Genomic DNA, 26,383 nt, shown 5'->3' on the forward strand with positions numbered 1-26,383 from the left:
ATCAAATAATGTATAAAATGTATAGAACTGATCCTGTCAGCAGGCTTTCACCAAAATACTTAACGAGGTATTTCACGAGTTTAGTATTTATGGTATAATATTCAGCAGGAAATGTCATAAAAAAAGGAGAATGTCATTATGAGAGCTTATGAAAGACTTTTGAAGTACGTCACTGTGCGTACACCAAGTGATGAGAGCAGCGAGACTGTTCCATCTTCTGCCTGCCAGTTTGACCTGGCACATGTGCTTGTACAGGAGTTAAAGGACCTTGGGGTGTCTGACACAAGAGTGGATGAGCAGTGTTATGTATACGGCCACATCCCTGCAACTCCCGGATATGAGGACAAGACAAAGCTGGGCTTTATCGCCCACATGGACACAGTTTCTGATTTCTGTGACCATGAGATCGTTCCGGTCGTTACAGAGAATTATGATGGAAAAGACTTTGTTCTGGGGACAAGCGGACGTACCATCAGCACTGAAACATTCAAACATCTGCCTGACTTAAAGGGGCGCACCCTGATCACAAGTGACGGGACGACCATTCTGGGGGCCGATGACAAAGCCGGCATCGCAGAGATCATGACCATGATCGAGCGTCTGAATGCGGAGAACATCCCGCACGGACCGTTGTCCATTGCATTCACACCAGATGAAGAGATCGGTACCGGGGCATCACATTTTAACGTCGAAGAATTTGGTGCGGAATTTGGTTATACTCTGGACGGGGATACTGAGGGAGAGATTCAGTTTGAGAATTTCAATGCTTGCAAGGCAGTTTTCGAAATCGAAGGTATCAACGTGCATCCCGGTTCCAGCAAGGACACAATGATCAATGCCAGCCTGGTAGCTATGGAAATCAACTCCATGCTTCCGTCAGGGGACACTCCGCGCGGCACGGAAGATTACGAGGGATTCTATCATCTGGTCAGCATGTCCGGTGAAGTTGGACATGCCGAACTGAATTATATTGTCCGCGACCATGACCCGGCGGTATTCGAAGTACGTCAGGAGACACTCCGCCACATCGAGAAACTCATCAATGAGAAGTGGGGCGCAGGAACGGCAAAACTGACGATTACACAGCAGTACCGCAATATGTCAGAAGTTATCGATGGCTGCAGACACCTCATCGAGAATGCAAAAAAAGCATGTGAGAATGCCGGAGTCACACCGCTCGTACTTCCAATCCGCGGAGGCACAGACGGGGCACAGTTAAGCTTTAAGGGCCTGCCGTGCCCGAATCTGGGAACAGGCGGACATGGTTATCATGGGCCTTATGAGCATATCACTGCCGAGGGAATGGATCTGGCAGCGGATATCACTGTAGAACTTGTAAAGATTTACGCACAATAGCTGGTATTTTTTATAATCAATGAATGAAAGACAGAGAAAACCTTATTCTATAGGAGCCCAGACGCCCGCGGGAATAAAGCATTCTCTGTCTTTTCTTATATTCCGGCGATTTTTAACAGCTCCCGGAATGACTGTATTTTATAGTCTGCCCGTTCATCTCCTGAAGCGGTTCCGATTCCGGCTGTTTTCATTCCGGCCGCTCTGGCTGCCTCAATCCCTGCATATGCATCCTCCACGACCATGCAGTCTGCCGGTTCGACCCCCAGATATTCAGCCGCCTTCAGGAACACCTCCGGATCCGGTTTGGAACGGGTAATATGGTTCCCATCTGCTATTGCATCGAATATATCCATCAATCCTGTCTGTTCAAGAATAAAAATGGCATTCTTGCTGGATGAGCCCACTGCCAGTTTAAACCCTGCCTCACGCAGACTCAGCAGCGTTTCCCTGACCTCCGGTGAAACATGCTCGGGTGTCATTCCAGAGAGATATTTTCTGTAGATTTGGTTCTTCTCTTCCAGCAGGTCCCTTTTCTCAGAATCTGACAGCAATGCTTTGTCATACTTTTCCAGAATAATCTCCAGACTCTCCGCCCTGCTTATTCCCCGAAGACGGTCATTCACCGACTCGTCAAAGGAAATCCCCATACGGTCTGCAATCGTTTTCCATGCCTGATAGTGGAACCGGTCCGTAAATACCAGCACACCGTCTAAATCAAATATAAATGCTTTCATCTATTTTTTATCTCCTGTATGATTTAAAAATGAATTTTCTGCCTGCATCTGTTCCAGCAGAAGGGCTGCTTTTTCGGCCAGGATTTCGGCTGCTCCTGCATAGAACGGCGAATTCATTGCTTCATATGTACAGCGCTCATACGATTTTTTATCTGCCATATATTTTGCAGAACCATTGACCATAGTGGCAATGATTGTATAAGGGAAGGGCGACCGTTCCTTAATCCCAATGGCTGTAATACAGTTTAGTTCGGGCTTTACTCCTATAACTGCGAGATTTCCGAGGCATAAGGCCTCCACACAAACTTCCCGCTCCTGGTCCGGTACATAGACGTAATCCCTGGCCGGATAAAGGTGTTTCACATTGGCTTCCATTTTCTTGCCGCGAACTCTGAACGAAATCTTTCCCAATGAAACTTTACCGTTTTCGCGCACACACTGCGTATGCTGTGATATTTCAATCACAGTGCGTCCCAGCTTCCTCCCCAGCTTCTCGCAGACAGAAATTGCTTGTTCCCCCGCATCCGTTATAACCTTGTTTCCATTTTTATATGTTTCAGCAACTGCCTTTTCAACCGGTGCCTGATCCCCTGCCGCCCCGACAAGGAACAGGGCATATGCACCGTCTTCCTCATAATATTTTTCAATGGTATTACCGGCGATTCCTGTAATGTCCGGTGAAACGACTTTCATTCCTGAACTCAAACGCATTCCGTCCAGGACAGAAGACTGCACGGCATAGTGGTAGAGTATGGCAATTGTCCTGCCATGCCGGCCGAGGAAACGAAGAACAGTAACCTCATGGTCAGTCAGCCCATCCCCTTTCCCGATCCACCATCCGTCCGGAAGTTCGACATCTCTTCCGGTATTGATATCACAGTACCCCGTTCCGATTTGCAAACCTGCGTCCTCCAGACTGTCCGCTGCCATCCGGACTGCCTCTGATACGGCTGTTTTCACAGCTTCCAGATATCCGTATTCCACGGACACTCTATCTTCCTTTTTTCCATCACGGACTATCCCAAGATGTGGCGCGGAAAAGGTATGCGTCGTGCATATCCATATCTGTTCTTCCCCCAGCCCGGTATATCCGGCAATCTCCCGTTTCATCTCATTGGCTTCTGTATCCGGCAGCGATGTCAATTCCAGTGAGACGATCAGTACGCAGTTCACACTTTCGATGAAAAGTGCCCGGGCATGAAGCGGGAGATGAATGCTTCCAAATTCCTCCGGCTCCATGAATTCCTCTTTTAAAATTATTCTCGCTTTCCCCGCACCAACTCGCATATACTGCTCTCCTTTCTACGATTCTGCAATGAGGCGCTTCCGCCCTTTCCATGTTCCGGCCAGATAATAAACCACCTGCGGGACAGCAGTCACATAAGTAGCCAGCGTGTATCCTAAGAAGCATCCAAAGGCACCGAGTCCCAGCTTATTTCCAAACAGCCAGGTCAGGAATATTCTTCCGGCAAATGCATCACACAATGCCAGCGTCATAGACAGCCTTGTATTTCCTACGCCGCTTATCAGGGCGCTCCCGCTCGGCATGAAGATCTTGGCAGGTATTTCAATCAACAGGGTAAACATAAATACGGGTGCATATTCAAGCACTCCCTTATCCGTAGTAAACAGACGGAAGGATGCCTCCGGAAAAAGAAAGAATACAACGGTTATCACGGTTCCGATCGCTGCATTTACCATGCAGCCACTCTTATAGATTTTTGACACCCGATCTGTTAACCCCGCGCCAAAGCTCTGCCCGATCATCGCGGTGGCCCCAAGCCCGATTGCCTGCGTCATGATGCCCGGTATATTCCTCAATTTCTGCCCTGCCCCGAATACAGCAGACACAGATACGCCGAGCCCGTTAATCATACTATTAACAAACAGAAATGAAATCTGTACTGCACTGGACTGTAAACCAAGAGGGATGCCCAGACTCAGCAGCAGCTTTGCCATTCGTCTGTCCGGTTTGAAATTCTGAAGCCGGAACGAAAAATAAAACTCTTTCTGATGCCGGTACAAAAAAATGACGGAACATATTACAGAGGATGCCTGTCCAATCACTGTTGCGGCAGCGGCGCCTGCCACCTGCCACTTCAGAACCCCGATGAAGAACAGATCCAGTACAATATTAATAACAGATGCAATGGCGATAAAGATCAGCGGATGTCTGCTGTCCCCCATGCCCCGGAACACTGCCGCAATCATATTGTAGAATCCTGTAAACAAAATTCCCAGACTGCAGATGGTAACATATGTATGTGCATGGCCCGCCGCTTCCGGCGGTATGTTCAAAATTTTCAGAAATACATCTGCCCCCAGAATACCCACTGCCGTTAAGAAGAGAGCCAGTCCTGCCAGTATTGTACATAGAGTACCGCTGATCCTGCAGACTTTTGCTTCCTGATGCGCCCCCATATGCTGGGAGATGATAATCTGTCCCGCTGTAGAAAACCCGACACAGAATACGGTGATAAGCTCCATAAGCTGTCCGCCCGTTGCTACGGCAGACAAACCTTCCTTCCCGACAAAATTTCCGACCGCCATCATGTCCACCATACTGTACAATGTCTGAAGTAATGTAGAGAGCATAAAAGGAAGTGAAAATACGATCAGTGTCTGAAACACACTCCCGCTTGTCAGATCCCTTTTCTCAATATTAGACTGCGTTTTCATGCTTTCAGAACTTCCCCCTGACACTTATCCGGCTTTTCTCTTACTGCCTTACTGAATACCCATGTCACGAGCATGACAACCAGTACGCCGTAACATGTTGAAATGAGCCTGAACACTGCATAGCATATCCTGGCATTTCCGGACAGAGTGCAGGATACCAGTACGAAAGTGACCCCGCCAATCCTCGCATTGATATAAGGTACTTTGGCTGCTTTGCACAGAAACAGGGTCAGCAAAACCCCCGCCCCGACCATGACAGAAAGCCCCCACTCATTTCCCAGTGCACCATCAATAAGGATGACAGCGATACCGACAATCCCGCCCAGCGCCGTAATGATCAAACGGTTTATTCCTGCCTTCAGGCTGATTTTCGTATTATCCTGGCAGCACAGCAGGCATGCTATACATGCTGTCATTTTCTGTATCACCTCCAGTTTCATCTCTCCAAACGTAAATTTGATTCCAAAATGATTTAGCATTGCCGCAGTCAGGCTGCAGAGCATAACTGCCACCGCTATTCTGACATCCAGCCAGCTTACTTTTACTTCTTCAGGCTGCAATTTCGTTCCCTCCTTTTGGTATTTGTACTGTTATAATCTCGTATCCGCAAGCCCGCAGAATGCGTCTACCGGACTCACGCCTTTGAATTCACTTTTTCCCATAATTTTATCGAGTACTGCATAAATGCTATCTTCGGTTGCCGTATAGGCATTGATATATGTACGGATTCTTGGGATATCCTGCAAGTGGTAAGGATTTGCAAAGGATACAAAAATTGCATCCTCCTCCATAACAAAGCGCGGTATTTCGAGGGCATGCTTCGGACACCACCCGATACGTACCGTTGTCTGGTTGCTCGCCGTTTCCATGTTCGCCAGATACAGGGTCAGCCTGTCCCCGGGAAGACCTTTACTGCCGTGGAGGTCATCCCTGAGAGGTTCGTATACCTCCACCCTGAAGCCTTCCTGTTCAAGATAGGAAACGGCTGTCGCAGTCATACTTTTTCCCCGTATATCATCCTTTCCGATTACAATCAGCCGAATCACGGAGTATTTATCTGTTGTCACCGGCAGAATGTGCTGGATATCCTTTACCAGTGTCACCGCCTTATCTGCACACTCTCTGTGCCATCCGCGGGCATCTGTCTCGGGCTGCACAAATGCCCTTTGACACACAGCTGCTTTTAATGCAAGGACACGCAGAACAGCCTCATTCAGTCTTTCTTCTGTCAATGCACCACTTTCTAAGGCATCCATCATATACTGATAATCCTCCTGAAAATCCGTGTTGAAAACAAGCATATCACTGCCCGCCATGACGGAAGCCACGATAGCTTCCCGCCGGGGCATCGTCATACAATAACCACCCATAATTGTAGCATCGGTCGTTATCACCCCGTTAAAGTGGAACTCTTCCCTTAAAACTCCCGTCAGCAGTTCCCTGCTCTGTGATGCCGGCAGGCACTGCCCGATGGTAAGATCCGGATTTTTTCTCATTGCCACATTCGGCTGTACAATATGGCCCGCCATGATACTGAGAAGTCCCTTGTCTATCATGTTTTGGTAGATTCTTCCATAGGATGCATACCACTCTTCTGATGAAAGACTATTATAAGTAGGGTGCAGATGATGATCTCTGAAATCGACACCGTCCCCGGGAAAATGTTTTGCACATGCCGCCACGCCGCATTCCTGTACTGTCTTCATGTAAACCTCGGTAAACGCCATGACGCGCTTTAGGCTGCTTCCATAGGACCTGACATTCGTAATGGGATTCCTGAAATTCAGATCCAGGTCCGAGACCGGAGAGAAGGTCCAGTTTATACCGATTTCCCGCCCCTCTGCCGCACAGACCTGTGCAAATTTCTCCGCCATCGACAAATCATCTGTCGCTGCGACCATCATCGGCCATCCGAACAGTGTGCCCTCCGCAGTTCCTCCCGCACCACCCTCTTCCAGGTTGGCTGCTTTCAGTAACGGTACCGGGGCTGCCTCATCGAGCCTTGCATAGTTCTCCCGGATTTCCCCTGACGGGGCCGGACGGTAGAGCACGGCTCCTACTCCCTGCTCTGCAGCCATATTCGTCAACTCCTCAATACTGTAATCCTGCCCCATAACACAAAACAATTGTCCTATCTTTTGTTTCACAGTAAGTTTCTGATAAGCATCTTCTACCCACTTGATTTGCTCTCCCGTTAAGTAGAACGGGTTCCCTGCCAGATTGATTTTCTCTGTCATCCTTATTTTTACCTCCTTGCGTCCCTTCCGCAGAACTGTAAATACAGCCCTTCTTTCTTTATATTGTAAACAGGAAATAAAAGTTTGTATGATGCACATTTCAGTCTCTGTAATGCAAAATATAAGGGGCTCTCTCCTTCATATACATTTATAATCAAAATAAGAAGAGAAAACTTTTAGGAGGAGATTTTATGTTTCATGGAGATTTTAAAAAACGCAACACCCTTTTTCTGCTGGCGGTCCTTGTACTGATTAGCGTATATTATTTCTTTTATTCCCAGCCCGGTGCCTCCATGCAGTTCTCAGAAAATGACCTTTCCGTCACATTTTCCGGTGGGGAATCTGACTCCGCCACATTTCTTCTGAAGAATGTACAGGAAATCTCATTCGTAGAAGAACCTGATTACGGAAAATGTCTGGACGGCAGTACATCAAATGGCGGTAACATGTACGGTCTGTGGTGCAGTGACCGTCTTGGCACATATCAGGCCTATGCCTCATCCAGAGCTGGCTCCTGTATTCTGATAAAGGATGCGGAAAAAACGGCTGTTTTTAATTATGAAAATACCGATACTACTTACTCGGCATATGAGGAGCTTAGGAAGTATTGGAAAAGGGCCGGAGCAATTTAAACACTGCTTTACCGGCATTTACAGCCAAATAAAAAGAAGGAGCTGTTTTATGGCAGCTCCTCCTTTTCCTTTCAAAACGGCTGTTGTGTCTCTTTTTCCTGTATGTATTCCAATGTCCCAAAAGCGGGGTCTCTTCGGAATCGTTTCAAATATTCCCATACCTGTACAGCCACATTTTTACAATGTATATGGGGAAGTCCCTCTACACTGATAAATCTGGCCACAGGCACCTTCGATACATTTTCATACTGTCCGCAGTACCAGTAGGTTCCCTCCATATAATCCATCCACGTATGATCAAAATCCAGACCAAATTCACGCTTTACTCTGTCCTCAGAGTTATGGAAGATATCCTGAGATCTGGCGAGGCTGATTTGCTGATAGTTTTCTGCCTGTGCAAATTTCAGCATCCATTGATTAAATGTAGTGATATACGCTTCCTCTTCCAGAGGCCAGATATTTTTCCCATCCATCTTTCCTCCGATGCAGATAAGAGCCTGTCTCGGACAGGATTCTTTCACAGATTCCTTTAAAATTCCTGCGAGCTCACTGCCTCTGAATATATGTGCTCCACATACGAGGCCCGTGCCTGCAAGCCTGTCCTTTAACCGTACTGTCAGTTTGGCCGAAGCCGATGCCCCATAGCCAAAACCAGTTACGTAGATCCGTTCCCGGTCAACGGCATATCCGTTTTCTTCTAACTGATGCATGATATATCGGAAATCATCCTCCAACCCTTTCAGTTCTTTCAGATGGTACTCGGGATATACGCAGATGAGCTTCTCCTTTGCAATCAGGTCACTATATCCATAAGTCTCGGCACAGAATATGTCATCCGAGCTGTCATGATAGCAGTAGATAACCGGATAGCTTCGCCCCATCTCTGCCTGAAGGGGGGAAAGGACGGAATATACCCTGCCATGATTCCCCAGATCGTATATTTTCTTCTTCACATCACGTGCTTTCCAGTATTTTAAAACATAAGGATGCAGCGGTGCATCCTTATAGCTTTTATAGACATACTGCATTTCAAAAGCATTCATTCCATACTCAGACGTATTGAATGCCCCGGGATCAAATGTTCCATTTGCAAAAGCAGAAATTGCATTCATAGCCTGCCTCCTTATCCGATTTCTTTGTTCCGGCAGCAAGATACAAAGTGTCCTGGTGATACTTCCTCTAATATCTGCGGCTGATGGCATTTTTCCTGCACATACGGGCAGCGTGAGGCAAAACGGCATCCGGGCCGGGGGTTAATTGGACTTGTAATTTCACCCTTCAGCTGAATCCGCTGCATCGGACGATGAATATCTGTAGAAGGGATTGCTGACAGCAGTGCCTTTGTATAGGGGTGCAGTGTATTGCTAAACAACTCTTTCGTACTGCTTTTTTCCACAAGCTGTCCAAGGTACATCACACATATGTTATCGGAAATATGTCTCACAACCGATAAGTCATGGGTAACAAACATATAAGCCATCCCCATCTGCTGCTGCAACTCTTTAAGCAGATTGAGCACTGCCGCCTGTATTGATACGTCCAGCGCGGAGACAGGCTCGTCACAGACAATAAATTCCGGATTGAGCGCCAGCGCACGGGCAATACAGACCCTCTGTCTGCGTCCGCCGTCCAGCTCGTGGGGATAGGACATCCGCAGACGTTCATCAATTCCTACCAGCTCCATCAGCCGGTTCGCCTCTTCCCTCAGTTCTGCCTTCGAATGAAAGCGTCCGGAACGCTTTAAAGGCTCCATCACTGTATTTTCTATGCGCAGACGCGGATTCAGGCTGGAATAAGGGTCCTGAAATACAATCTGCATCTTCTCTCTGATTTTTTTCAGTTCTTTTCCTTTTACATGTGTAATATCCTGTCCCTTGAAACAGATATTCCCGTCTGTTGCCTCTAAAAGATGGATCAAAGTACGCCCCAGTGTGCTCTTTCCACATCCCGATTCTCCTACGACTCCCAGAGTCTCACCTTTTTGAATGGCAAAGCTGACATCATCAACCGCATGATTCGTTCCGGCAGGTACCTTAAAGTATTTTTTCAGATGTTCTACCTTTATAAACTCTTCACCCATCACTTAAGTCCCCCTTTCCTGATGCATGCGCAGAAATGTCCCGGTGAGATTTCCTGCATCGGAATGTCACCCTCCCTGCAGGCCTCTGACGCATAAGGGCAGCGCGGTGAAAAGGCACAGCCCTGCGGCAGATTTGTTGGGTCCGGAGGCATGCCTGCAATCGGATGCAGCATCTCGTCGTCTCCTGCCAGACTGGGCAGTGAATCAAACAGCCCCTTTGTATAAGGATGTGAGGGATGGTCAAACAAGTCTTCTTTCGAGCCTTTTTCAACGATTTTTCCTGCATAGATGACTGCGACATTATCACAGGTCTGGGCGATCACGCCCAGATCGTGTGTAATCAGAATCATGGAGGTCCTGAACTTCTCTTTCAATTGGTTGATCAGATCCAGTACCTGTGCCTGTATCGTAACATCCAGTGCTGTCGTCGGCTCATCTGCCAGAAGCAGCTCCGGGTTACATGCAAGCGCCATCGCAATCACTACCCTTTGTTTCATGCCACCGGAAAACTGATGCGGATACTCTCCATATCTTTCCGCCGGAATCCCTACGGTCTCCAGCATTTCACCTGCACGCTTCATGCCTTCCTCTCTGCCATAATTATTATGCAGAAGCAGAACCTCCAGAATCTGGTCGCCTACCGTCATCAAAGGATTTAACGCTGTCATAGGATCCTGAAATATCATAGCAATTTTTTGTCCTCTGACATCCAGCATTCCTTCTTCCGGTTTTTTCAGCAGCTCCTCCCCATCCATCCAGATTTCCCCGCTTAGTATTTTCGCGGGCGGATCAGGCAGAATCCGAAGAATTGATTTTGCTATCGTCGTCTTTCCTGCACCGGTCTCTCCTACCAACCCCAGTGTTGTACCTTTTGGCACGCTAAAAGATACACCGTTTACAGCATGGACTACCTTATGGGACTGCGTATAAATCACATTCAGGTCTTTTACAGAGAGGAATATTTCCTTTTTATGATCAGACATCTTGTCTCCTCCTTTTATCAGTCTCTCAGTTTTGGATCCAGTGCATCGCGCACGCCATCACCCATCAGATTGATTGCAAACACCGCCAGAGCAATGATAATCCCCGGAACCAGTATCAGATGCGGATACGTCCTGATATAAGCGCGCCCTTCGGAAAGCATGGCGCCCCATTCCGGATTCGGCGGCTGTATTCCCAATCCGATGTAGGAAAGAGAGGCTGCCATAATGATGCAGGAGCCGATTCCCATTGTCATAGTCACGATAATCGGCTGTATGACATTCGGAAGCAGATGCTTAAACATAATAGAAAGATTACTGCAGTTAATAGACTGGGCCGCTTCTATATATTCCCTGGACCGCTCCGACAGAATCTGGCCGCGTATCATCCGGACGGTTCCCGGCACGCCTCCCACCGTAAGGGCAAGCACGGTTGCGAAGAATCCTGAGCCCATTGCACTGGAAACAAGAATACAAAGCATGGTCCCCGGAAGTGCTGACCATACATCCATCAGCCTCATAATAACCGTCTCGGTCATGCCGCCAAAATATCCGCCGATAGACCCGATGATGACGCCCACTGCCGCCCCGAATAATGAAGCACAGATTCCCAGTGCCAGTGAATACCGCCCTCCATACATCAGACGGGTGAACAAGTCCCTCCCCATCGAATCGCATCCCAGCAGATGCTGTGAGGATGGGCCGGAATACATATTAGCCAGGTCCACGCCGTTCACTTCATATGGGGAAAAGAACGGACCGGCCAAACAGACCAGGACAATGAGTGCCAGAAGGATAATCCCGAGTTTTGCACTGAATGCCTTTGTCATGCGCTGAAAGAATTCCAGCGTCTGACTCTGTTTATGTACCTTTCTGGTCTTTGCCATCTACTTCACCTTCTTTCCTTTGCTGTACTGGGCCTTGATCCTCGGATCAAGAAAGGCATAGCACAGATCCATAATCAGGATTGCCACGGAGCAGAACAGTGCAAAAAAGATAACACATGCCCGCACCACCGGATAATCGTGCTGATTGACGCCTGCAAGCATGTAGGCGCCCACACCCGGGATTGAGAATACAGATTCAATCACGGGAGAACCTGCAACTACCATAGCCAGTCCGCCCCCTACGCCTGTTATAATCGGCATCATGGCATTTGGAAGCATATGCTTTCTCGTGATCACTTTTTCTTTCTGTCCCTTAGCCCTGGCCGTTGTTACAAAGTCCGCCCGGATCACCTCCAGCATACTGGAGCGCGCCTGCCTTGCATTCACTGCGATTCCGCCGAGTGCACACGAGATGATCGGAAGAATATAGCAGGCCATACTCTCAATGCCATATGCAGGGAGCCACCCCAGCTTCAGGGAGAACAAAAGGATCAAAAGCAGCGCCACAAAAAAGTCCGGAGCTGATATGAACACCATCGCAATAATCATCACAAGAGAGTCCTGCCATTTCCCCTCGTGTGTTCCTGCAAATATGCCAAGGAGCGTACCGATCGCAACGTTCAGCACCATAGCGGAAAGTCCGATCAGCAGCGTTCTCGGGAGCCGGACCGCGAGCTCTGCCATGACAGAGCTGCTGAATATCCAGGAATCCCCGAAATCTAATCGTATAAAAGTATCATACATATATCTGCCCAGCTGGACCAGATATGGCTGGTCCAGTCCAAGCACCGTTCGTTTTTGATTAATTACTTCTACAGTGGCTTCTTTTCCCAGCATCAGGCTTGCAACATCTCCGGGAACCAGATATGTCAACGTAAATATTACCACACCGGCGCACCATAGAATGACGATCATCATCAATATTCTTTTGACAATATATCGAAACATAGGACTCCTCCTGTTTTTTATCTAACCCGGAAAGCATATGCCTGCCAGAATTAGTGAATTATTCCTGTCCAATAAATTTTGCTGCACCCGGAGTGTAATATCCTTCGCGGTAATACATCTCTTCCATATTAGCCGTATAGACAAGTGCGGTACTGACATTTGCAATCGAATACAGATATCCCTTATCAATTACATAGTCCAGAACCTCGCGCATATGCTCCGTATCATGGGTTGCATCTGCAGTCGCTGTCTCATACAGTTCCTGAAGCTTCGAATCCTCAATCAGTGAAAATGTAAGCCCGTTGTTTACTTCATTATCCATCAGCAGATGCCATGAGCCTACCATGCTCGGTCCTCCGATTGTGTTGATCATCATATCCCACTGGTCCGAATACGTTGGACTTGTCATTGTATTATAGGTGTCATTTGTTACCGCATTGATCTCCAGCTTGATGCCAGCCTGTTCTAGCAGCACCTGTATCATCTGCGCTGCCGCTGTGGCCGTCTCATTGTTTACGCAGATAAGTTTCAGTGTTTCCCCTTTATAACCGGCTTTATCCAGATAATCCTTTGCTTTGTCCACATCATAATCCGTAATATAGGTTCCGTCTAATTCCAGGGCTTCATCATAATCTGCATATGCAGAATTGCCAAGGGATGTGGATGGGACATACTGTCCGCCCATTGCCGTTGATACAGCCTGATTGTCTATTGCATAATAAACCGCTTTTCTTAAATCCTCTCCCATTCGCTGCCCGTTTGGAGCAATATACCAGTAATCGCCCTGTACGACTTCTTCTACTTTATAGCGTGGATCAGAGGTAAACTTTTCTTCATCCGCAAGCGGCACATAACTGCACACATCCAGTGTTCCGTTTTCCAATCCTACAACTGCCGTTGAAGATTCTGTTACTACATCCAGTTCCAGCGTCTGAACCGTAGCTTTGTGGCGTCCCGTCAGCTGGTCCTGATACTTCAGTCCCCAGTAATCGTCATTTGCTTCCATCACAACTTTGGAACCGGTCACAAAGTCCGTCACCTTATAGCAGCCTGTCCCGACCGGAGTCGTTGCCATCCCGCCGTGGTCTTCATAAGCCTTCTGTGAAAAAATCAGGGTTCGTACCAGTGGAAATTCAATTTCTGAAATAGCCGGCGGCACTTCCTTCCAGTTCATTTTAAAGGTATAGTCATCAATTACTTCGATGGAATCATAATAATCAAAGCGGATCGCCTGCCCGGCTGCAATAATTTTTTCAAAACAATATTTCACATCATTTGCCGTAATATTATTTCCTTCCCAGTCCGTGATGTCATTGTGCAGCTTGACTGTCCAGGATGTTCCGTCCTCTGAAGGCTCGTATGATTCTGCCATACATGGGACCAGCTCCCCGGAATTGTCATCTGCCATGTCAAAGAGAGACTCATAAATGCCATAAATCCAGTAATATCTTGATCCCAGATTGACATCGTCCCCTTCCAGATCCTGCGGATCTTCCGAGATTGCCACGACCAGCTTATCATAACGTCCGTTCTCCAGAATGTGGCTTTTTGCATCCCCACTGTCCGCTTCCGCAGACGTGCCTGAACCTTTTGAGTCTGCCCCCTTGTTCGTCATGGAACCGCATGCTGCCAGCGTAACTGTCATCGACACGGCCAAAAGTAAAGCTAACATTTTTTTCTTCATTTCATTTTTCCTCCTTTGATTGAATAAATGATTTCTCAAGACGGCTGTTTAATCCACTGTGATCTGTACCCCGTCATCCCCGGGTGGCTCTGCCGCAGCGCACACTTCGTAAGGAACCCGCCTCTCTATAACGGACATTGCAAGCGCGGACAGCACACATGCAAGAAATTGTGCCGCCGCCATAACTGTACCTTTTCCCGAGCCTGTCTGACTCAGGAAAAAAGACAGAAGTACAAACAACGTATCCGCGGCAAAGCATCCTGCCGCGGCCAGCGAAATCCTGCCCAGAGAAACGGATGCACTTTTATATTGCCCGACAGTCATCGCCCTGGGAGCGAACACATAGTTGATCAGCAGTATATAACTAAGTGCTGTCAGCACAAGAACAGTCATGAATTCCGAGATTGTCAGATACCAGGCCGTAGGGGCTAACCTGCATCCTGCCTGAATCAGCATAAATACCATATCTGCCGACAATAGTACGTACAGGATTCGTATCAGCAGATACGGACACAGCGATAGCTTTTGTCTGTACCAGACACCGGTATATTCCCGAACCAGTTTCATCCTTCCATTGGCACCCATTCTCCGATATTCCGTGTAATCCTCAAAATGCTTGTGGTAAGAATGGCTGTGAAATCCTCTGAAATCTGCATCCCGTTCATATAGCTTCTGTCTCAGTCTCCGGTTTGTATGGCTTATCCACCTTTTATCCGCCAAATTAATCCCTCCCGTACCTGAATTTTTCATGCTGTTTCCTTGCCCTAAAATGAATTTACCATATGTCTCCTGCTTTTGTTACTTCACAATCTGGATGCTGTGATGCGCAAAACGCATTGTGCATTTTTACTTTATTTTATTTTTATGTGCAGCAGTTTTTTCTATATATCACAAAAAAAGAAGCCTGGTGAAACCAGACTTCTGTATAATATGCCTATCTTTATTCTAATAGTGTTTGATTGATATCTTTATTGTTTATCTTCCATTTCTTTGCAAACCTGATAAATGATTCTGCCGCTTTGGACAGACTTCCGTCATTGCGGTAGCACATAGCGATATTGTACTCTATATTTGGCACAATATCCAGAATTTTCAGGCCCGGCCGGCTGGGAGCATACTCTGGTGTTCCGTGGATCAGCGCAATACCAATCTTTTGTTCTACCATCTTAAGCACATCATTCCCCACCGGTGCCGTGGCCGTAATGTCAGGTGTAAATCCAAGCTTGTTAAAAAACTCCATAAACATATCGCTGAATGTGGCATCCTCTGTCATGGCAACGAACTTCTCATCCTTCAGTTCTTCGAGCGACACGGCGCCTCTGTCTGCCAAAGGGTGGGAATCATATACAACTGCAAGCATGCGGATGCTCATAAAAGGATACAGCACGAGTTCATTATCCAGATTATCTGCCCCAGCCATAAACACAACATCCAGAAGTCCCTCACGCAGCTTCATATCGGCATGCTCCGGATGATAATATTCCAGCGTATACTGTGGATATTTCTTCTTAAAATCGATCAGCAGATCGATGATTTTGCCGAATGCCGTAATCTTAATGACATTACTTTCCTCATCTTCATGGTGCAGTGCCTTATAGCACTGCTGCTGTGCAAATGCAATCTTTTTCGCATATGGAAGAAATGTCTTGCCCGCCTCATTCAGCACAAAGCCAGTCCTTGTCCTGTCAAACAGCGTGATGCCAAACTCCTCCTCAAAAGACTGGATGTGACGTACCAGAGTGGACTGCGATACAAACAGCTTCTCTGCTGCGGCGTAAGAGCTCCCCAGCTCTGCCAGTGCCAGAAAGTCCTGAATATTTTTTGTCTCCATACCCTAACCTCTACCCTCTTTCGTAAAACCACCACATTGTTGATACCAGTATACCAGAATCTCTTTCTGTATTTCAACAGGCAGATTTACACTCTAGGCCCCCAGTTTATCCAGCCAGACTGCAATGTAGTCAAAACAGTTCTTCACCGTATCTCCAAACGGGTAACCCTTTGCGTCCTCCTGCGGAGTAAAATTATGAGATGCACCTTCTACAAATGCGATCGTTTTATCCTTTCCCGGTGCCTGCTTATATATTTCTTCCGCAGCCAGAAATTCATAGCTTCCCGTCATCCCCATAATCAAAAGAGGGACCCTCACATGCCGGATATTTCCCGGCGTGCAGCTGAAAGAGGAATCCCAGTCAATACCGGACATATGGGTGCTGTCATATCCGAATCCCTTCGTGCGGACGCAGGAGCAGGTCAAATATGTACGGATTGTTGTGATATCTGTGGCGAATTTATTCATTGTCACCATATTCTTATCGAAGTGCGGGCTTCTCAGAGAACAGATCACCTCATTTGTTACGGCTGCGTCTGCATGGATTAAGTCATATTTTTCCTGCGTGTGGGATAAATACCGGATATCCTGCGGGAACAGTTTATTATTCGGTGCAATCTGTGAGCCGCCAGCAATAATAAACGGTTCATCGTCATCAAAATCTCCGGCACCTGCTTCAATCTTCTCCAGCCGCTCCAGAGCATATGCTATCAATGCGTTGTTGCGTTCCTCCTGCGCTTTGTGGTAATTTGCAACAAATTCATCGGAGTACCGGGAGCCCTCCGGATGAAATCCATTTTTCGGATCAAACAGGTCAAATCCGGGCTTCAGGCTGCGGCTTGATGTCTGAGCTGTAATCCCCGGCTCCAGACTTACCAGCGTCATAACGCCATTTCCCCAGTTTGAATCCAGCAGCATCACCGCATCCGCCTTTGGCAGCTTCTTCATGTCTCTCATCTTCACAATCCGGTGTTCATCCTGAAATATAGAGACTCCGTTCTCTGCAACTGCCTGATATGCGCTCATCAGAGTGGCGCCCCCACTGTGCCCCAGAAGCACAGTCCTCTGGATTCCCTCATACGACTGCATATATTCCAGGGCTCTCCCGACATCCTCCAGTTTATCCTCAAAAGGCCCCCTGGATTCCCCTACATTGGATGCCAGCACTGTAAATCCTCTTTTAGCAAGCTCTGGCGCCGGAATGAACCCATAGTAGTCTCCGTCCGAATGCATCAGTACAATCCCCGTGCCTGCACGTTCCTCCTGACGGACCGGTTCATAGACCACACCGCCCTGACGGTGGGTTAGTTGTATATATTTATTTTTTATTTCATAATATTGACTGTTCATAATGATTTCCTTCCTGTCTTCATTTTCTCTTATTTTTCTCTCAATCGAATGTCATACGTGATACTCGTCCCTGCATATTCTACCCGGCGCAGATAGGACATATCTGCCCCTTCCCCGTCAAAATGCATATCTTCAGGATGCGGCATCTGCCTGTGATAGGCCCGGCTGCCGTCAGGTGCCGTGATTTCCGGCAGCCTGAACTTATGGGGGCGGGGAATTTTTCCCTCGTGTCCGTCTAAAATGTATTCCGCACATGCCAGCAGTCTGTCAATGACAGCTGCGTCAAAGTGTCCCTGACCTGCACATAATGTATCAAACTCCCCGCGGTGTGCCGCAAGTTTTCTTAAATTTTCCGCAAAAGAGGTAAGCCCCCCGTTCAGATGCTTTTCTCCTTCTGTAAGCTCATCTCCGGAGAACAGAAGCCTCTCCCGGCGGTCCAGCAGTACAATGCTGCCGGCTGCATGGTCCGGGAACGCAAAAACCTCCAGATCCCGTTCCCCCAGATGAAAAATGTATCCTTCCCTGATGATAATCCGCTTATAATCCTGCGGAAATGTGATTCCCGCAAAGCTGGGGGAAGGAATCGTCGCCAGACGCCCTGTCTCCTGCGACATAAATGTCTGTTCAAAATAGCCGTTATTCGCCGTATGGTCAAAATGATCATGGGTATTCACCACTGATTTGACTGGTTTTTCGGTAAGGCTCTGCATATATTCACGGATATTTCCGGCCCCGTAGCCCGTATCAATTGCAAGCGCTTCATTTTCTCCCTCCACAAGATAAGAGAAATCTCCTGAACTGAGAATTCTCCACGTCCCCGGGGCTGTTTTCACCGACTCAAAGTATGCTTCATCCATATGGCTGAATGAGCCGTCCGGATTCTGAATATACTGATCATGTCTGCTGGAAAAATCAATTAATTTTACACTTTTCATATTTGCCTCCTATTCCGGACAGTAAAAGGATATATACGATGCCCCCGGCTGTACCGGCCCCTGGCAGGCGGCTGATAACGTACCATCCTTTGCGATCTCGTAGGAAGTCAGTTCACCGCCGACCAGGCAGGCTGACACGATATACCTTCCATTCGGGGAAATCGCCAGCCCTCTCGGCCGGTTCCCGGGCACCCCAAGATTCTGAATCCGTGTTAATGCCCCGCTCTCCTGATCGATCGCCATCACTGCGATGACATCGGCCGCATTGATTAATGTATACAGGTACTTTCCATCGGGATCAATCACAAACCCCTGCTGCTCCAGCCTCGTCGTTTTCTTTACGGGAAGACTCTGGTCCAGTGCATTTTCTATACAGATTTTTTCCACATTTCCGTCTTCCTCATAACGAAAGGCCGTCACATAACATTTGCCGTCGTATGACGCCTCATGGTTCACAAAAAGATACGGTTTTTCCGGGTGGAATACGACATATCGCGGAGAGGCATTCCCGGTATCTGTTAATGTCCTGCTCAGCAGTCTTAACCTTTTTTGATTGTAGTCAAATGAATACAGATACAGAAACCCATTTCCCTTGTCTGCCACTGCAATCAGCTTCCCGGAGGGCGAAAATACCGCACAGTGCGGATGTGCTTCCTTCTTTCCGGTTTCGTCCCCGTGATTGACATTTTCTACCAGGCGCACCGGATTCCCGGCTTCATTCAGGCTGTATACCTGCAGATCGGCCTCCGCATAAGTCACTTTTGTCTCAATTGTACCGTCCGCGCTTCTTCTATGAACCGCTACTCCCATTGGGAATGAATGATGTGCCTCAAATAAATACATCCCGGTTGGATCTACCGTTACATAAGCCGGATTGGGGCACTCCGTAACAAGTCTCATATTTTCCTTTGCTTCGCCGCTTACGGGGTCTAAATCATATATGAAAATACGCCCGGAAGAACAGGGTGCACCCATGAAATGCATGACCTCGTTGTTCACATACAGTTTGTTTTTCCGGCTGTCAATGTATGAGCCGTTAAACGACTCCTTATTACTGATCTGCCTGACAAACCTGATCTCTCCGTTTTGCTGATCAAACGTATACAGTCCCAGACCCGGAACACCGCCGTGCTCTGCCCAGGAACTGACATACATAAATACTAAATTCTTGTCCATGATTCTGCTGCTCCTTTCTTTTCTTTTTTTCAGAATACACGAAGAAAAGGAAAATATATCAGCCAATAGTTGCAAGTCCTGATTCATATTATGAATCACAAAATTGTCAAATGAGGTACCGGAAACCCTGTGGATATAGTACAATACAGGTAACCGTTCAGAATCCTGAACGGACACATCCGGGGAGGTATGAGCAGCATGGAATCCGGCAAACAAACGAAGGTTTCTGCCCTGTCGAAAACTGCATATGGTCTGGGCGATGCATCAACTACTTTACTAAGGCTGGTTCAGATGTCGTATCTTACCTACTTTTATACTGACGTGGCCGGCATTCATCCGGCAGCCGTAGGTACTATGTTTCTGGCTGCCAGAATTTTCGATGCGGTCAATGATCCGTTTTTCGGTTATCTGGTAGATAATACACACTCCCGAAAGGGGAAATGCCGTCCCTGGTTTTTAGGCGATGCAGTCCCTCTCGGAGTTTTCGGAGCGCTGTGTTTTCTCTCTCCAGACATGTCCGGGGGCTTTAAACTGGCATTTGCCTACATCACATATATCGGTTATGGCATTGCAGCCACAGCGGTTAATATTCCTCTTGGCGCCATTTTGCCTAATATGACTAACGACCAGCAGGAGCGCACGAATGTAAACACCTGGAGGATGGTCTTTGGACAGCTTGCCGGGGCCGTCTCTTCTGTCATCACAATACCATTAGTTGCATATCTGGGCCGCGGAAATGAAAAGGCCGGCTATTTTAAGACAGCTGCCCTCTACGGAATTTTTGCCGGTGCCTGTCTGTTATTCTGTTATACTATGATTCGGGAAACTGTGCCTGAGAAGCAGGCGCATGCGAAGCTGGGGGTAAGGGACTCCCTGCGCGGATTAAGGGGCAATGTACCACTGTACTGCCTGATGGCGCTGACGTTTTTTCATAGTGTGTATATGACTGTCTATAATTCCGGAGCCATGTACTATCTGAAATACAAGGTCCATAACATCGCACTGATGTCTACACTTTCGCTCATGAACTATGCTTCTGTCATTGCAATGCTGACCATACCACGCCTGAACAGAAGATTTTCGAAAAGAAATCTTGTATGCTTTGGATTTTTTCTGGGGATTCTTGGAAGGATTTTGATTCTGATCTGCAGCAAAGTGCCTGTTTTATATATAGGAATGTTTATTTCGGGATTTGGAAATGGATTTGCAACCGGACTTTTATATGCTATGATTGCAGATGCGATCGATTATGGAGAATACAAGTCAGGAATCCGCACACAGGGAGTCACCTTCTCCGCCGCCACTTTTATGGAAAAGCTTGCGTCCAGTACCGGAGGCGCCCTGACAGGATTTGTTCTTTCAATCGGAGGGTATAATCAAAAACTGTCTGTGCAGTCCCCCTCCGCCATACATTCTATCGAGGCTGTTTACCTGGTAATACCTATTGCTCTATGCGCTGGCGCGATTTTTATAATGCATTTCTATCATTTAGATAAAGAAATGTCCGCAGTTGAAAATGCTTTATAGGATGTACATCCTATGAAACAAAAAAGTCCGGGCGGGAGTCCGGACTTTAACTGATTAGATATACTTTTATAACAAATTCTATCTATGACTACTCATGTTTTTCACTCCTACCGAAAAAGATTTATAAACTTCTCCCATGCACTTTCTTTTTTTGTATCTTCTGTCTCCGGCTTCTCAGTCTCCGGCCTGCTGATCCCTTCTGTAGAGAGTACGAACTGTACCGCCCCGACATTTCTGTTTTTAACAGATGTAAAAGATACCGGCTTAAAATCATTGTTCGTATATTTATCCAGCATTTCATCAATGCCTTTCCTGATTTCTTCCGGCAGCTTTGCCGTGGACTCATTCAGAGTGTCCAGCCCTCCTGACAGCTGGGCCGCCCCGTCCGACAGTTCCTTTGCCCCGTCATCCAGACTATTTACACCGCCAAGCAGGCCGGATGCACCATCTGCTGTCTGGCTGATACCGCCTGACAGTCCTGCAGTTCCTTCCGCCAGACTGCCGATACCGCTGTGAATTTCTGCATATCCCCCTGCAAGGCTTTTTACTCCGTCCATATATTGGGACAGTCCCTCATGGAATCCGGCGTACTGGCCGGCAAGCTGTGTCATCCCATCAGACAGCGTTTTCAGGCCTTCCGGGTCCATACCATCCAAAGCTCCTAGCTGCGTGGACATTCCCCGCAGATTCTGCACCATCTCTGTCATCCCGCCCTGAAGCTGTTCCAGATTTTGTTTGATTCCCTGATAAGTTCCGATTACAGCCATAGCTGCTGTATAGTTGTTTACCAGTTTCCCAAACACCGCCTGTGTCTCAGGAGATGTTCCTTTCAGTTCTTCCGAAGCCGCATATAATTCTTCTGCCGTGACATCCTGCATTGGGTACTGTTCGATAACCTGGTCCATTACCTGAAACAGGCCGGCATATCCTGTCTGCACCTGTTCCAGCGCACCGGCCAGACTGTCCAGTCCTCCGGGCAGCTCCTTCAGCGGTGTAAGATCAAGGTTTCCAAGATCCTGTACCCCTGCTTTCAACATCTGTAGTGCCTGATTGATTTCCCCGGAACCGTTAAGCAGTTCATCGGAGAGGGACGCCATCTGGTTCAGACCTTCCTTAAACTCACCCGACCCTGACTGTAAAAGCCCTGCACCGCTGCTGATACTCTCGGCACCTTCTTTCAGCCGGCCAATCCCCTGATTAAACTCGTTCACACCACTTTTGAGTTCCGCGGTGCCTCCATGCAGGGCCGACGCACCGTTTTTTAACTGTTTTGCCCCGCTGTCCAGTTCTGTTACCCCCTGGCTTAGCTGGTTCAGTCCGTCTGTAAGCCTGTCGATTTCACCGATATCAATCATGTCCGCCCCCGCCGAAAATGGGACGGCCGCTATAGAAATACCACTCATGGAAAATGTATCCGCATCTGTACTGATCCGCATCTTTCCAGCAGTCTCAGGCATGACAGTAAACGTGATCTGCTTATCTGACCCGGCATTTGCCAGCACCGCATCCTCTGCCTTTATATTACGGCAGATAGAAGTATCCAGTGTTATTGTTACCTGCAGCATATATTTTTCATAAAATATCTTATCCGCCTCCGGGTTCTGCCTTGTGTCAATCTCGATTCCGATTTTCCCTGATGCGCCGCCAAGTTTTTCCGCAGGGACCGCTTTTCCGTCCAGAGTATAAGTAATCTCTATTACCCACGGAAGATTTTTTCCAGTCATATTCCCCTGATAATAAAATCTTCCCTTTCTGGCATCCACACTCACTTTATCACCTGTATAATGAAGTTCACCCATATCCGTCAGGTTTTCCAGAAGGGCATAGTCCCCATAGTCCGTAATTGTGCCGTCCTGAGGCATATCAAATGCATTTACAACGTATATTTCCTTCACCTGCCCGTCCGGCTTCATTGAAGAATATACTACCTCTTCCTTCGTAATCTGCGCGGGCTCCCCGGCATACACCTGCATGCCCGTCATGCAGAGTGCTGCAGACAACAGGATTGATATCGCGGACAGGAATCTGCCTGTCCCCGTTCTATGTTTTCTCATTTCTTCACCTCCCGGTAAAATGTACAGTGGTACGTTACTGCCCCGATTGCCTTGTCCAGCAGAAGCAGCAGCATAGGAAGTATGACGGCAACCATCGCCAGTGAAAGGAATGTCCCCCGGCCCAGCAGCAGTCCCAGCTCGGCTACGATGGGGTTGGAAGAGGTCAGTTTCAGGCAGAACCCCGCGGAGGCGAGGATCAGCGCAGAAGTCATGATTGCAATGAGGTTCCGGTTCAGCACACCCGTTATTGCCTCTTTCTTCCCCATTTCCTTTCTGCGGTTCATGTAATTGCTGGTAATAAAAATCGCATAGTCTATGGTTGCGCCCAGCTGTACCGTATTGATGACAAGGAAGCCGATGTATACAAGAGAATTCCCTGCAAAATATGGCACCGACAGGTTAATCCAGATGGCTGCTTCTATAATGAACAAAAGGATAACCGGAATGAGCAGTGACTTAAAGGTCAGGAAAAGTACGAGGGCAATCGCCGCAATTGCAATGCCATTTACCAGTTTCGTATCACTGGATACGACCTGCTTCATGTCATACAGATTCGTGCTCTGACCGCATGAATAGTACTCACTGTAATAGCTCCCTGCCGTCTTCCTGATTTTGCTTACCAGATCAAATGCTTCTTTCCCTTCCTCCTTTGTATCCGTATCGACCACAATCCGTGCATAGTGCTCCGAATAGAAGTTATCTAAAATCCGGCTGTCCAGATACCCTGGCGGAATCGTACTGCCTACACTTACCGCATAGGAAACGACACTGTTCACATGGTCCATCTTTTCCAACTCCCTGCTCAGCAGAAGTTCCTTAGCCATATCGCCCTTCGGCACCAACAGCACGACAGACGTCGACTGTCCGAATACTTCGTTGATTTTCCGGCTGTCCTGTCCCAGCTTCATGGCTGCATTGGCTTCCCCCATGCCATAGATGAAATTCGATCTGGCCTGCGCCAGGTAGCATGGAACAATCAGCAGAAGCACAACGATAAATGCCGGTATCCGCAGCTTAAGCAGCACACCCCCTGCCCGTTTCAGTTCCGGAATAAGCTTCCTGTGTTTCGTCCGGTCAATCAGACCACAGCATAATAATGTAAGCGCCGGCAGGAACACCATAACCGACAGATAACTGAAGATTATGCCTTTTACAAGGTTCAATCCCAGATCTGAACCGATCCTGAAGCGCATAAACATCAGCGCCATAAAGCCGAACAAAGTAGTTGCCGCACTCGCCGCTACCGAAGGAAATGCCAGATGCATCGCCTTTACCATCGCACTCTCCACATCATCCGTGAGTTTACGTTGCTCTTCAAAGTTATGAAGCAGGAAAATCGCGTAGTCCAGAGATACCGCCATCTGGAGAATCGGGCTTATTGCCTGGGTAATATAAGAGATTTCCCCGAGGAAGAAATTACTTCCCATATTAATCAGGACTGAGATCCCGATGGTCGCAAGAAAGAGAACCGGCTCAATCCAGGAAGATGAGGTCAGCAGCAGAATCACAATAATCAGGGGAACCAGAATCATCATCGCGTTCATCGATTCCTTCACCGAGATTTTCTGTGAGAATGCATTGGAGGCTGCGTCTCCGTCGACAGCATTTTCTTCGCCAATCAGCTCATAGACTGCATTGGTGGCATCCATCTCTTTCCCCTTATGTACCGTCACTGTAAACAGCGCATTCCCGTCCCTATAGTAGGACTGCACCGTATCTCTGTCCTGTGTTTCAAGGGGTTCCTTCAGGTTTACCACATCATCCAGCCACATCACGGCATCCACGCCGTCAATTGCTTCGAGCTGTTCTTTATACTCCAGCGCCTCCGGTAAAGTGACATCATAGATCATGACCCGCTCGTTCGGCACTGCTGCATGGAACTCCTTATCCATAACCTTGAGGGCCACCGTAGATTCTGCATCTTCCGGCAGATAATCTGCTAAAGTATAATTGACCTTTACCTTTGTCATCAAAACAGCGCATATGCAGGTGAGCACAAGGAAAATCCCCACGACCAGCTTCCTATGTATCGTCACCTTGCGGGCTATCCGTTCCATTCAACCACCTCCCGGTCAGACGTATACAATGAATTATGAAATCAAAATATTCTGATTTTTCAGTTATTTATATTAATATAATTTTACTCTTTTAGTTTTATTCCGTCAATTGATATACATTATATTTCATTTGGGATTGTAAAAGATTTGATAGTAATACTCATAACGAAATACATCGTCCGACTGGTTACCGGACGATGTATTCTTAAAAATTTAGGAGTAACACTAATAGAAGTAACGGAAAAGTTTCTATTCTTCCTTGAACCCTTCCCCCACAACCTCGTTAGATTCCATGATGACCGTGAATGCTGAAGGATCAACCTCCCGTACCATCTTGCGGATGGTATACATCTGCTTATTGTTGCAGGCACACATAACCACCTCTTTTTCAATTCCTGAATAACTGCCGCGTCCTTTCAGAAGGGTAGACCCCCTGCCGGAATACTTGTCTATCTTGTCAGCCACTTCCTGCCCTTTTTCCGTTACGATCAGAGTCATCTTTCCGGAATCAATACCGTACATAATCTTATCAATAACAAGAGTCAGCAGATAGGTAATAATAAATCCATAAATCGTCCCATCCACATCTTTAAAGATTGCCCCGCCGATAGCTACAATAATCGCATCTGTTATGAATACGATTCTCCCTAATGTAAGGTGCGGACGCTTCACCTTGATTGCAACCGTAATGAAATCCATCCCCCCTGTGGAAGAGTTGTTCATGAAGATCAGTGCATATCCGAGCCCTGAAAAAATACCGGTACAGATAGCAGCCAGCATCCTGTCACCAGAATATACAGGCAGAAGCGGCACTACATAGTCAATGATCAGGGATGTAATAATAACCGACCTTACCGACCGGATGAAGAACTCCTTCCCAAGAGTCTTGTAACACCCAATCGCGATCGGCACATTTAGAAGCATGGTCACCCAGCCAATCGGAAGTCCGAATAAATGATAGAAAATCAGGGCAATACCTGAAATTCCTGCCAGTGGAAATGACGCGTTTGCCGCAAAATTGTAAATACCGATACCGATCAGAATGCCTCCGGCCACGTCAATCATAATATCATACGCAAGTTTTTTTATGTTCGTTTTTTTCATCTGTCTCACCTCTCTGAATCATAGTTTTCCCCAATTAAGCACAAAAAAGAACACCTACAAATTATAAATTATAATTCGCATGTGCTCTTCTATCCTTTAGTCTAATCTAATTCCGTTCTTTTGTCAACACCC

General features: G+C 47.4%; 22 protein-coding genes. 3 read left to right on the forward strand and 19 right to left on the reverse strand.

Features of this window, described 5'->3' with window-relative positions; all coding sequences use genetic code 11:
* Window positions 1–138 precede the first annotated feature (138 nt).
* Window positions 139–1,356 carry a peptidase T gene (gene pepT / locus ABIN22_RS13480; RefSeq protein ID WP_346909287.1) on the forward strand — a complete coding sequence of 406 codons (1,218 nt, stop codon included), beginning with the start codon at window positions 139–141 and terminating at the stop codon, window positions 1,354–1,356.
* Window positions 1,357–1,451: 95 nt separating this feature from the next.
* Here the strand turns inward: pepT and pgmB are convergent, their stop codons facing one another.
* From pgmB to ABIN22_RS13505, 5 genes are read right to left on the reverse strand one after another with little or no spacing between them, the layout of a single operon-like run.
* Window positions 1,452–2,090, reverse strand: coding sequence for a beta-phosphoglucomutase (pgmB, locus tag ABIN22_RS13485; protein WP_109731035.1), 639 nt, complete (start codon window positions 2,088–2,090; stop codon window positions 1,452–1,454).
* Complete coding sequence (locus ABIN22_RS13490) at window positions 2,091–3,377, reverse strand: hypothetical protein (protein WP_346909289.1); 1,287 nt, start codon at window positions 3,375–3,377, stop codon at window positions 2,091–2,093.
* A 15-nt stretch (window positions 3,378–3,392) separates the two neighbouring features.
* On the reverse strand, window positions 3,393–4,769 hold the full coding sequence (locus ABIN22_RS13495) for an MATE family efflux transporter (RefSeq protein ID WP_346909291.1): 1,377 nt from the start codon (window positions 4,767–4,769) through the stop codon (window positions 3,393–3,395).
* Window positions 4,766–5,329: an FUSC family protein gene (locus tag ABIN22_RS13500; protein ID WP_346909293.1), complete on the reverse strand. Its 564-nt coding sequence runs from the start codon at window positions 5,327–5,329 to the stop codon at window positions 4,766–4,768. Before ABIN22_RS13500 ends, ABIN22_RS13495 begins: the two co-directional genes overlap by 4 nt.
* Before the next feature lie 30 nt (window positions 5,330–5,359).
* Window positions 5,360–7,006: a glycoside hydrolase family 3 protein gene (locus tag ABIN22_RS13505; RefSeq protein ID WP_346909295.1), complete on the reverse strand. Its 1,647-nt coding sequence runs from the start codon at window positions 7,004–7,006 to the stop codon at window positions 5,360–5,362.
* 191 nt (window positions 7,007–7,197) lie between these two features.
* On the opposite strand from ABIN22_RS13505, the gene ABIN22_RS13510 reads away from it, so the two are divergent.
* On the forward strand, window positions 7,198–7,638 hold the full coding sequence (locus ABIN22_RS13510) for a hypothetical protein (RefSeq protein WP_346909297.1): 441 nt from the start codon (window positions 7,198–7,200) through the stop codon (window positions 7,636–7,638).
* A gap of 71 nt (window positions 7,639–7,709) precedes the next feature.
* On the opposite strand, the gene ABIN22_RS13515 is transcribed toward ABIN22_RS13510, so the two are convergent.
* The 11 genes from ABIN22_RS13515 to ABIN22_RS13565 form a co-directional block, all read right to left on the reverse strand.
* Window positions 7,710–8,750 carry a hypothetical protein gene (locus tag ABIN22_RS13515; protein WP_346909299.1) on the reverse strand — a complete coding sequence of 347 codons (1,041 nt, stop codon included), beginning with the start codon at window positions 8,748–8,750 and terminating at the stop codon, window positions 7,710–7,712.
* Window positions 8,751–8,761: 11 nt separating this feature from the next.
* Complete coding sequence (locus tag ABIN22_RS13520) at window positions 8,762–9,718, reverse strand: ABC transporter ATP-binding protein (RefSeq protein WP_346909301.1); 957 nt, start codon at window positions 9,716–9,718, stop codon at window positions 8,762–8,764.
* The gene (locus ABIN22_RS13525) at window positions 9,718–10,701 is read right to left on the reverse strand and encodes an ABC transporter ATP-binding protein (protein ID WP_109731027.1); all 984 of its coding nucleotides are present in this window, start codon (window positions 10,699–10,701) and stop codon (window positions 9,718–9,720) included. The genes ABIN22_RS13520 and ABIN22_RS13525 overlap by 1 nt, the downstream gene beginning before the upstream one ends.
* A 17-nt stretch (window positions 10,702–10,718) precedes the next feature.
* Complete coding sequence (locus ABIN22_RS13530; protein ID WP_346909303.1) at window positions 10,719–11,585, reverse strand: ABC transporter permease; 867 nt, start codon at window positions 11,583–11,585, stop codon at window positions 10,719–10,721.
* The gene (locus tag ABIN22_RS13535; RefSeq protein ID WP_346909305.1) at window positions 11,586–12,533 is read right to left on the reverse strand and encodes an ABC transporter permease; all 948 of its coding nucleotides are present in this window, start codon (window positions 12,531–12,533) and stop codon (window positions 11,586–11,588) included.
* Window positions 12,534–12,591: 58 nt separating this feature from the next.
* On the reverse strand, window positions 12,592–14,217 hold the full coding sequence (locus ABIN22_RS13540; protein WP_346909307.1) for an ABC transporter substrate-binding protein: 1,626 nt from the start codon (window positions 14,215–14,217) through the stop codon (window positions 12,592–12,594).
* Window positions 14,218–14,265: 48 nt separating this feature from the next.
* Window positions 14,266–14,967, reverse strand: a complete 702-nt coding sequence (locus ABIN22_RS13545) for a hypothetical protein (RefSeq protein ID WP_346909309.1) — start codon at window positions 14,965–14,967, stop codon at window positions 14,266–14,268.
* 190 nt (window positions 14,968–15,157) lie between these two features.
* Complete coding sequence (locus tag ABIN22_RS13550) at window positions 15,158–16,048, reverse strand: LysR family transcriptional regulator (RefSeq protein ID WP_346909311.1); 891 nt, start codon at window positions 16,046–16,048, stop codon at window positions 15,158–15,160.
* A 93-nt stretch (window positions 16,049–16,141) separates the two neighbouring features.
* Window positions 16,142–17,398: an alpha/beta fold hydrolase gene (locus ABIN22_RS13555; RefSeq protein ID WP_346909313.1), complete on the reverse strand. Its 1,257-nt coding sequence runs from the start codon at window positions 17,396–17,398 to the stop codon at window positions 16,142–16,144.
* Window positions 17,399–17,427: 29 nt separating this feature from the next.
* Window positions 17,428–18,333, reverse strand: a complete 906-nt coding sequence (locus ABIN22_RS13560) for an MBL fold metallo-hydrolase (protein ID WP_346909315.1) — start codon at window positions 18,331–18,333, stop codon at window positions 17,428–17,430.
* A gap of 9 nt (window positions 18,334–18,342) precedes the next feature.
* Window positions 18,343–19,509, reverse strand: coding sequence for a lactonase family protein (locus ABIN22_RS13565; RefSeq protein ID WP_346909317.1), 1,167 nt, complete (start codon window positions 19,507–19,509; stop codon window positions 18,343–18,345).
* 189 nt (window positions 19,510–19,698) lie between these two features.
* On the opposite strand from ABIN22_RS13565, the gene ABIN22_RS13570 reads away from it, so the two are divergent.
* Complete coding sequence (locus ABIN22_RS13570) at window positions 19,699–21,036, forward strand: MFS transporter (protein WP_346909319.1); 1,338 nt, start codon at window positions 19,699–19,701, stop codon at window positions 21,034–21,036.
* A 107-nt stretch (window positions 21,037–21,143) separates the two neighbouring features.
* Here the strand turns inward: ABIN22_RS13570 and ABIN22_RS13575 are convergent, their stop codons facing one another.
* From ABIN22_RS13575 to ABIN22_RS13585, 3 genes are all read right to left on the reverse strand, one after another.
* Window positions 21,144–23,090 carry a hypothetical protein gene (locus ABIN22_RS13575; protein WP_346909321.1) on the reverse strand — a complete coding sequence of 649 codons (1,947 nt, stop codon included), beginning with the start codon at window positions 23,088–23,090 and terminating at the stop codon, window positions 21,144–21,146.
* Window positions 23,087–25,147 carry an efflux RND transporter permease subunit gene (locus ABIN22_RS13580; RefSeq protein ID WP_346909323.1) on the reverse strand — a complete coding sequence of 687 codons (2,061 nt, stop codon included), beginning with the start codon at window positions 25,145–25,147 and terminating at the stop codon, window positions 23,087–23,089. Before ABIN22_RS13580 ends, ABIN22_RS13575 begins: the two co-directional genes overlap by 4 nt.
* A gap of 249 nt (window positions 25,148–25,396) precedes the next feature.
* Window positions 25,397–26,251 (reverse strand): YitT family protein, encoded by an 855-nt coding sequence (locus tag ABIN22_RS13585; RefSeq protein WP_109731016.1) that lies wholly within the window; start codon window positions 26,249–26,251, stop codon window positions 25,397–25,399.
* Window positions 26,252–26,383 lie beyond the last annotated feature (132 nt).

The sequence above is a fragment of the Faecalicatena orotica genome, from assembly GCF_905197545.1.
Taxonomy (GTDB): domain Bacteria; phylum Bacillota; class Clostridia; order Lachnospirales; family Lachnospiraceae; genus Faecalicatena_A; species Faecalicatena_A orotica.

What these genes read in the sequence shown, in the direction of transcription:
- ABIN22_RS13505 (WP_346909295.1), bottom strand. Translation starts at nt 7,006, where the DNA reads ATGACAGAGAAAATCAATCTGGCAGGGAACCCGTTCTACTTAACGGGA.
- ABIN22_RS13555 (WP_346909313.1), bottom strand. Translation starts at nt 17,398, where the DNA reads ATGAACAGTCAATATTATGAAATAAAAAATAAATATATACAACTAACC.
- ABIN22_RS13535 (WP_346909305.1), bottom strand. Translation starts at nt 12,533, where the DNA reads ATGTTTCGATATATTGTCAAAAGAATATTGATGATGATCGTCATTCTA.
- ABIN22_RS13515 (WP_346909299.1), bottom strand. Translation starts at nt 8,750, where the DNA reads ATGAATGCAATTTCTGCTTTTGCAAATGGAACATTTGATCCCGGGGCA.
- ABIN22_RS13540 (WP_346909307.1), bottom strand. Translation starts at nt 14,217, where the DNA reads ATGAAGAAAAAAATGTTAGCTTTACTTTTGGCCGTGTCGATGACAGTT.
- ABIN22_RS13545 (WP_346909309.1), bottom strand. Translation starts at nt 14,967, where the DNA reads ATGAAAAATTCAGGTACGGGAGGGATTAATTTGGCGGATAAAAGGTGG.
- ABIN22_RS13580 (WP_346909323.1), bottom strand. Translation starts at nt 25,147, where the DNA reads ATGGAACGGATAGCCCGCAAGGTGACGATACATAGGAAGCTGGTCGTG.
- ABIN22_RS13565 (WP_346909317.1), bottom strand. Translation starts at nt 19,509, where the DNA reads ATGGACAAGAATTTAGTATTTATGTATGTCAGTTCCTGGGCAGAGCAC.
- ABIN22_RS13525 (WP_109731027.1), bottom strand. Translation starts at nt 10,701, where the DNA reads ATGTCTGATCATAAAAAGGAAATATTCCTCTCTGTAAAAGACCTGAAT.
- ABIN22_RS13520 (WP_346909301.1), bottom strand. Translation starts at nt 9,718, where the DNA reads ATGGGTGAAGAGTTTATAAAGGTAGAACATCTGAAAAAATACTTTAAG.
- ABIN22_RS13560 (WP_346909315.1), bottom strand. Translation starts at nt 18,333, where the DNA reads ATGAAAAGTGTAAAATTAATTGATTTTTCCAGCAGACATGATCAGTAT.
- ABIN22_RS13570 (WP_346909319.1), top strand. Translation starts at nt 19,699, where the DNA reads ATGAGCAGCATGGAATCCGGCAAACAAACGAAGGTTTCTGCCCTGTCG.
- pgmB (WP_109731035.1), bottom strand. Translation starts at nt 2,090, where the DNA reads ATGAAAGCATTTATATTTGATTTAGACGGTGTGCTGGTATTTACGGAC.
- ABIN22_RS13550 (WP_346909311.1), bottom strand. Translation starts at nt 16,048, where the DNA reads ATGGAGACAAAAAATATTCAGGACTTTCTGGCACTGGCAGAGCTGGGG.
- ABIN22_RS13575 (WP_346909321.1), bottom strand. Translation starts at nt 23,090, where the DNA reads ATGAGAAAACATAGAACGGGGACAGGCAGATTCCTGTCCGCGATATCA.
- pepT (WP_346909287.1), top strand. Translation starts at nt 139, where the DNA reads ATGAGAGCTTATGAAAGACTTTTGAAGTACGTCACTGTGCGTACACCA.
- ABIN22_RS13495 (WP_346909291.1), bottom strand. Translation starts at nt 4,769, where the DNA reads ATGAAAACGCAGTCTAATATTGAGAAAAGGGATCTGACAAGCGGGAGT.
- ABIN22_RS13510 (WP_346909297.1), top strand. Translation starts at nt 7,198, where the DNA reads ATGTTTCATGGAGATTTTAAAAAACGCAACACCCTTTTTCTGCTGGCG.
- ABIN22_RS13585 (WP_109731016.1), bottom strand. Translation starts at nt 26,251, where the DNA reads ATGAAAAAAACGAACATAAAAAAACTTGCGTATGATATTATGATTGAC.
- ABIN22_RS13490 (WP_346909289.1), bottom strand. Translation starts at nt 3,377, where the DNA reads ATGCGAGTTGGTGCGGGGAAAGCGAGAATAATTTTAAAAGAGGAATTC.
- ABIN22_RS13530 (WP_346909303.1), bottom strand. Translation starts at nt 11,585, where the DNA reads ATGGCAAAGACCAGAAAGGTACATAAACAGAGTCAGACGCTGGAATTC.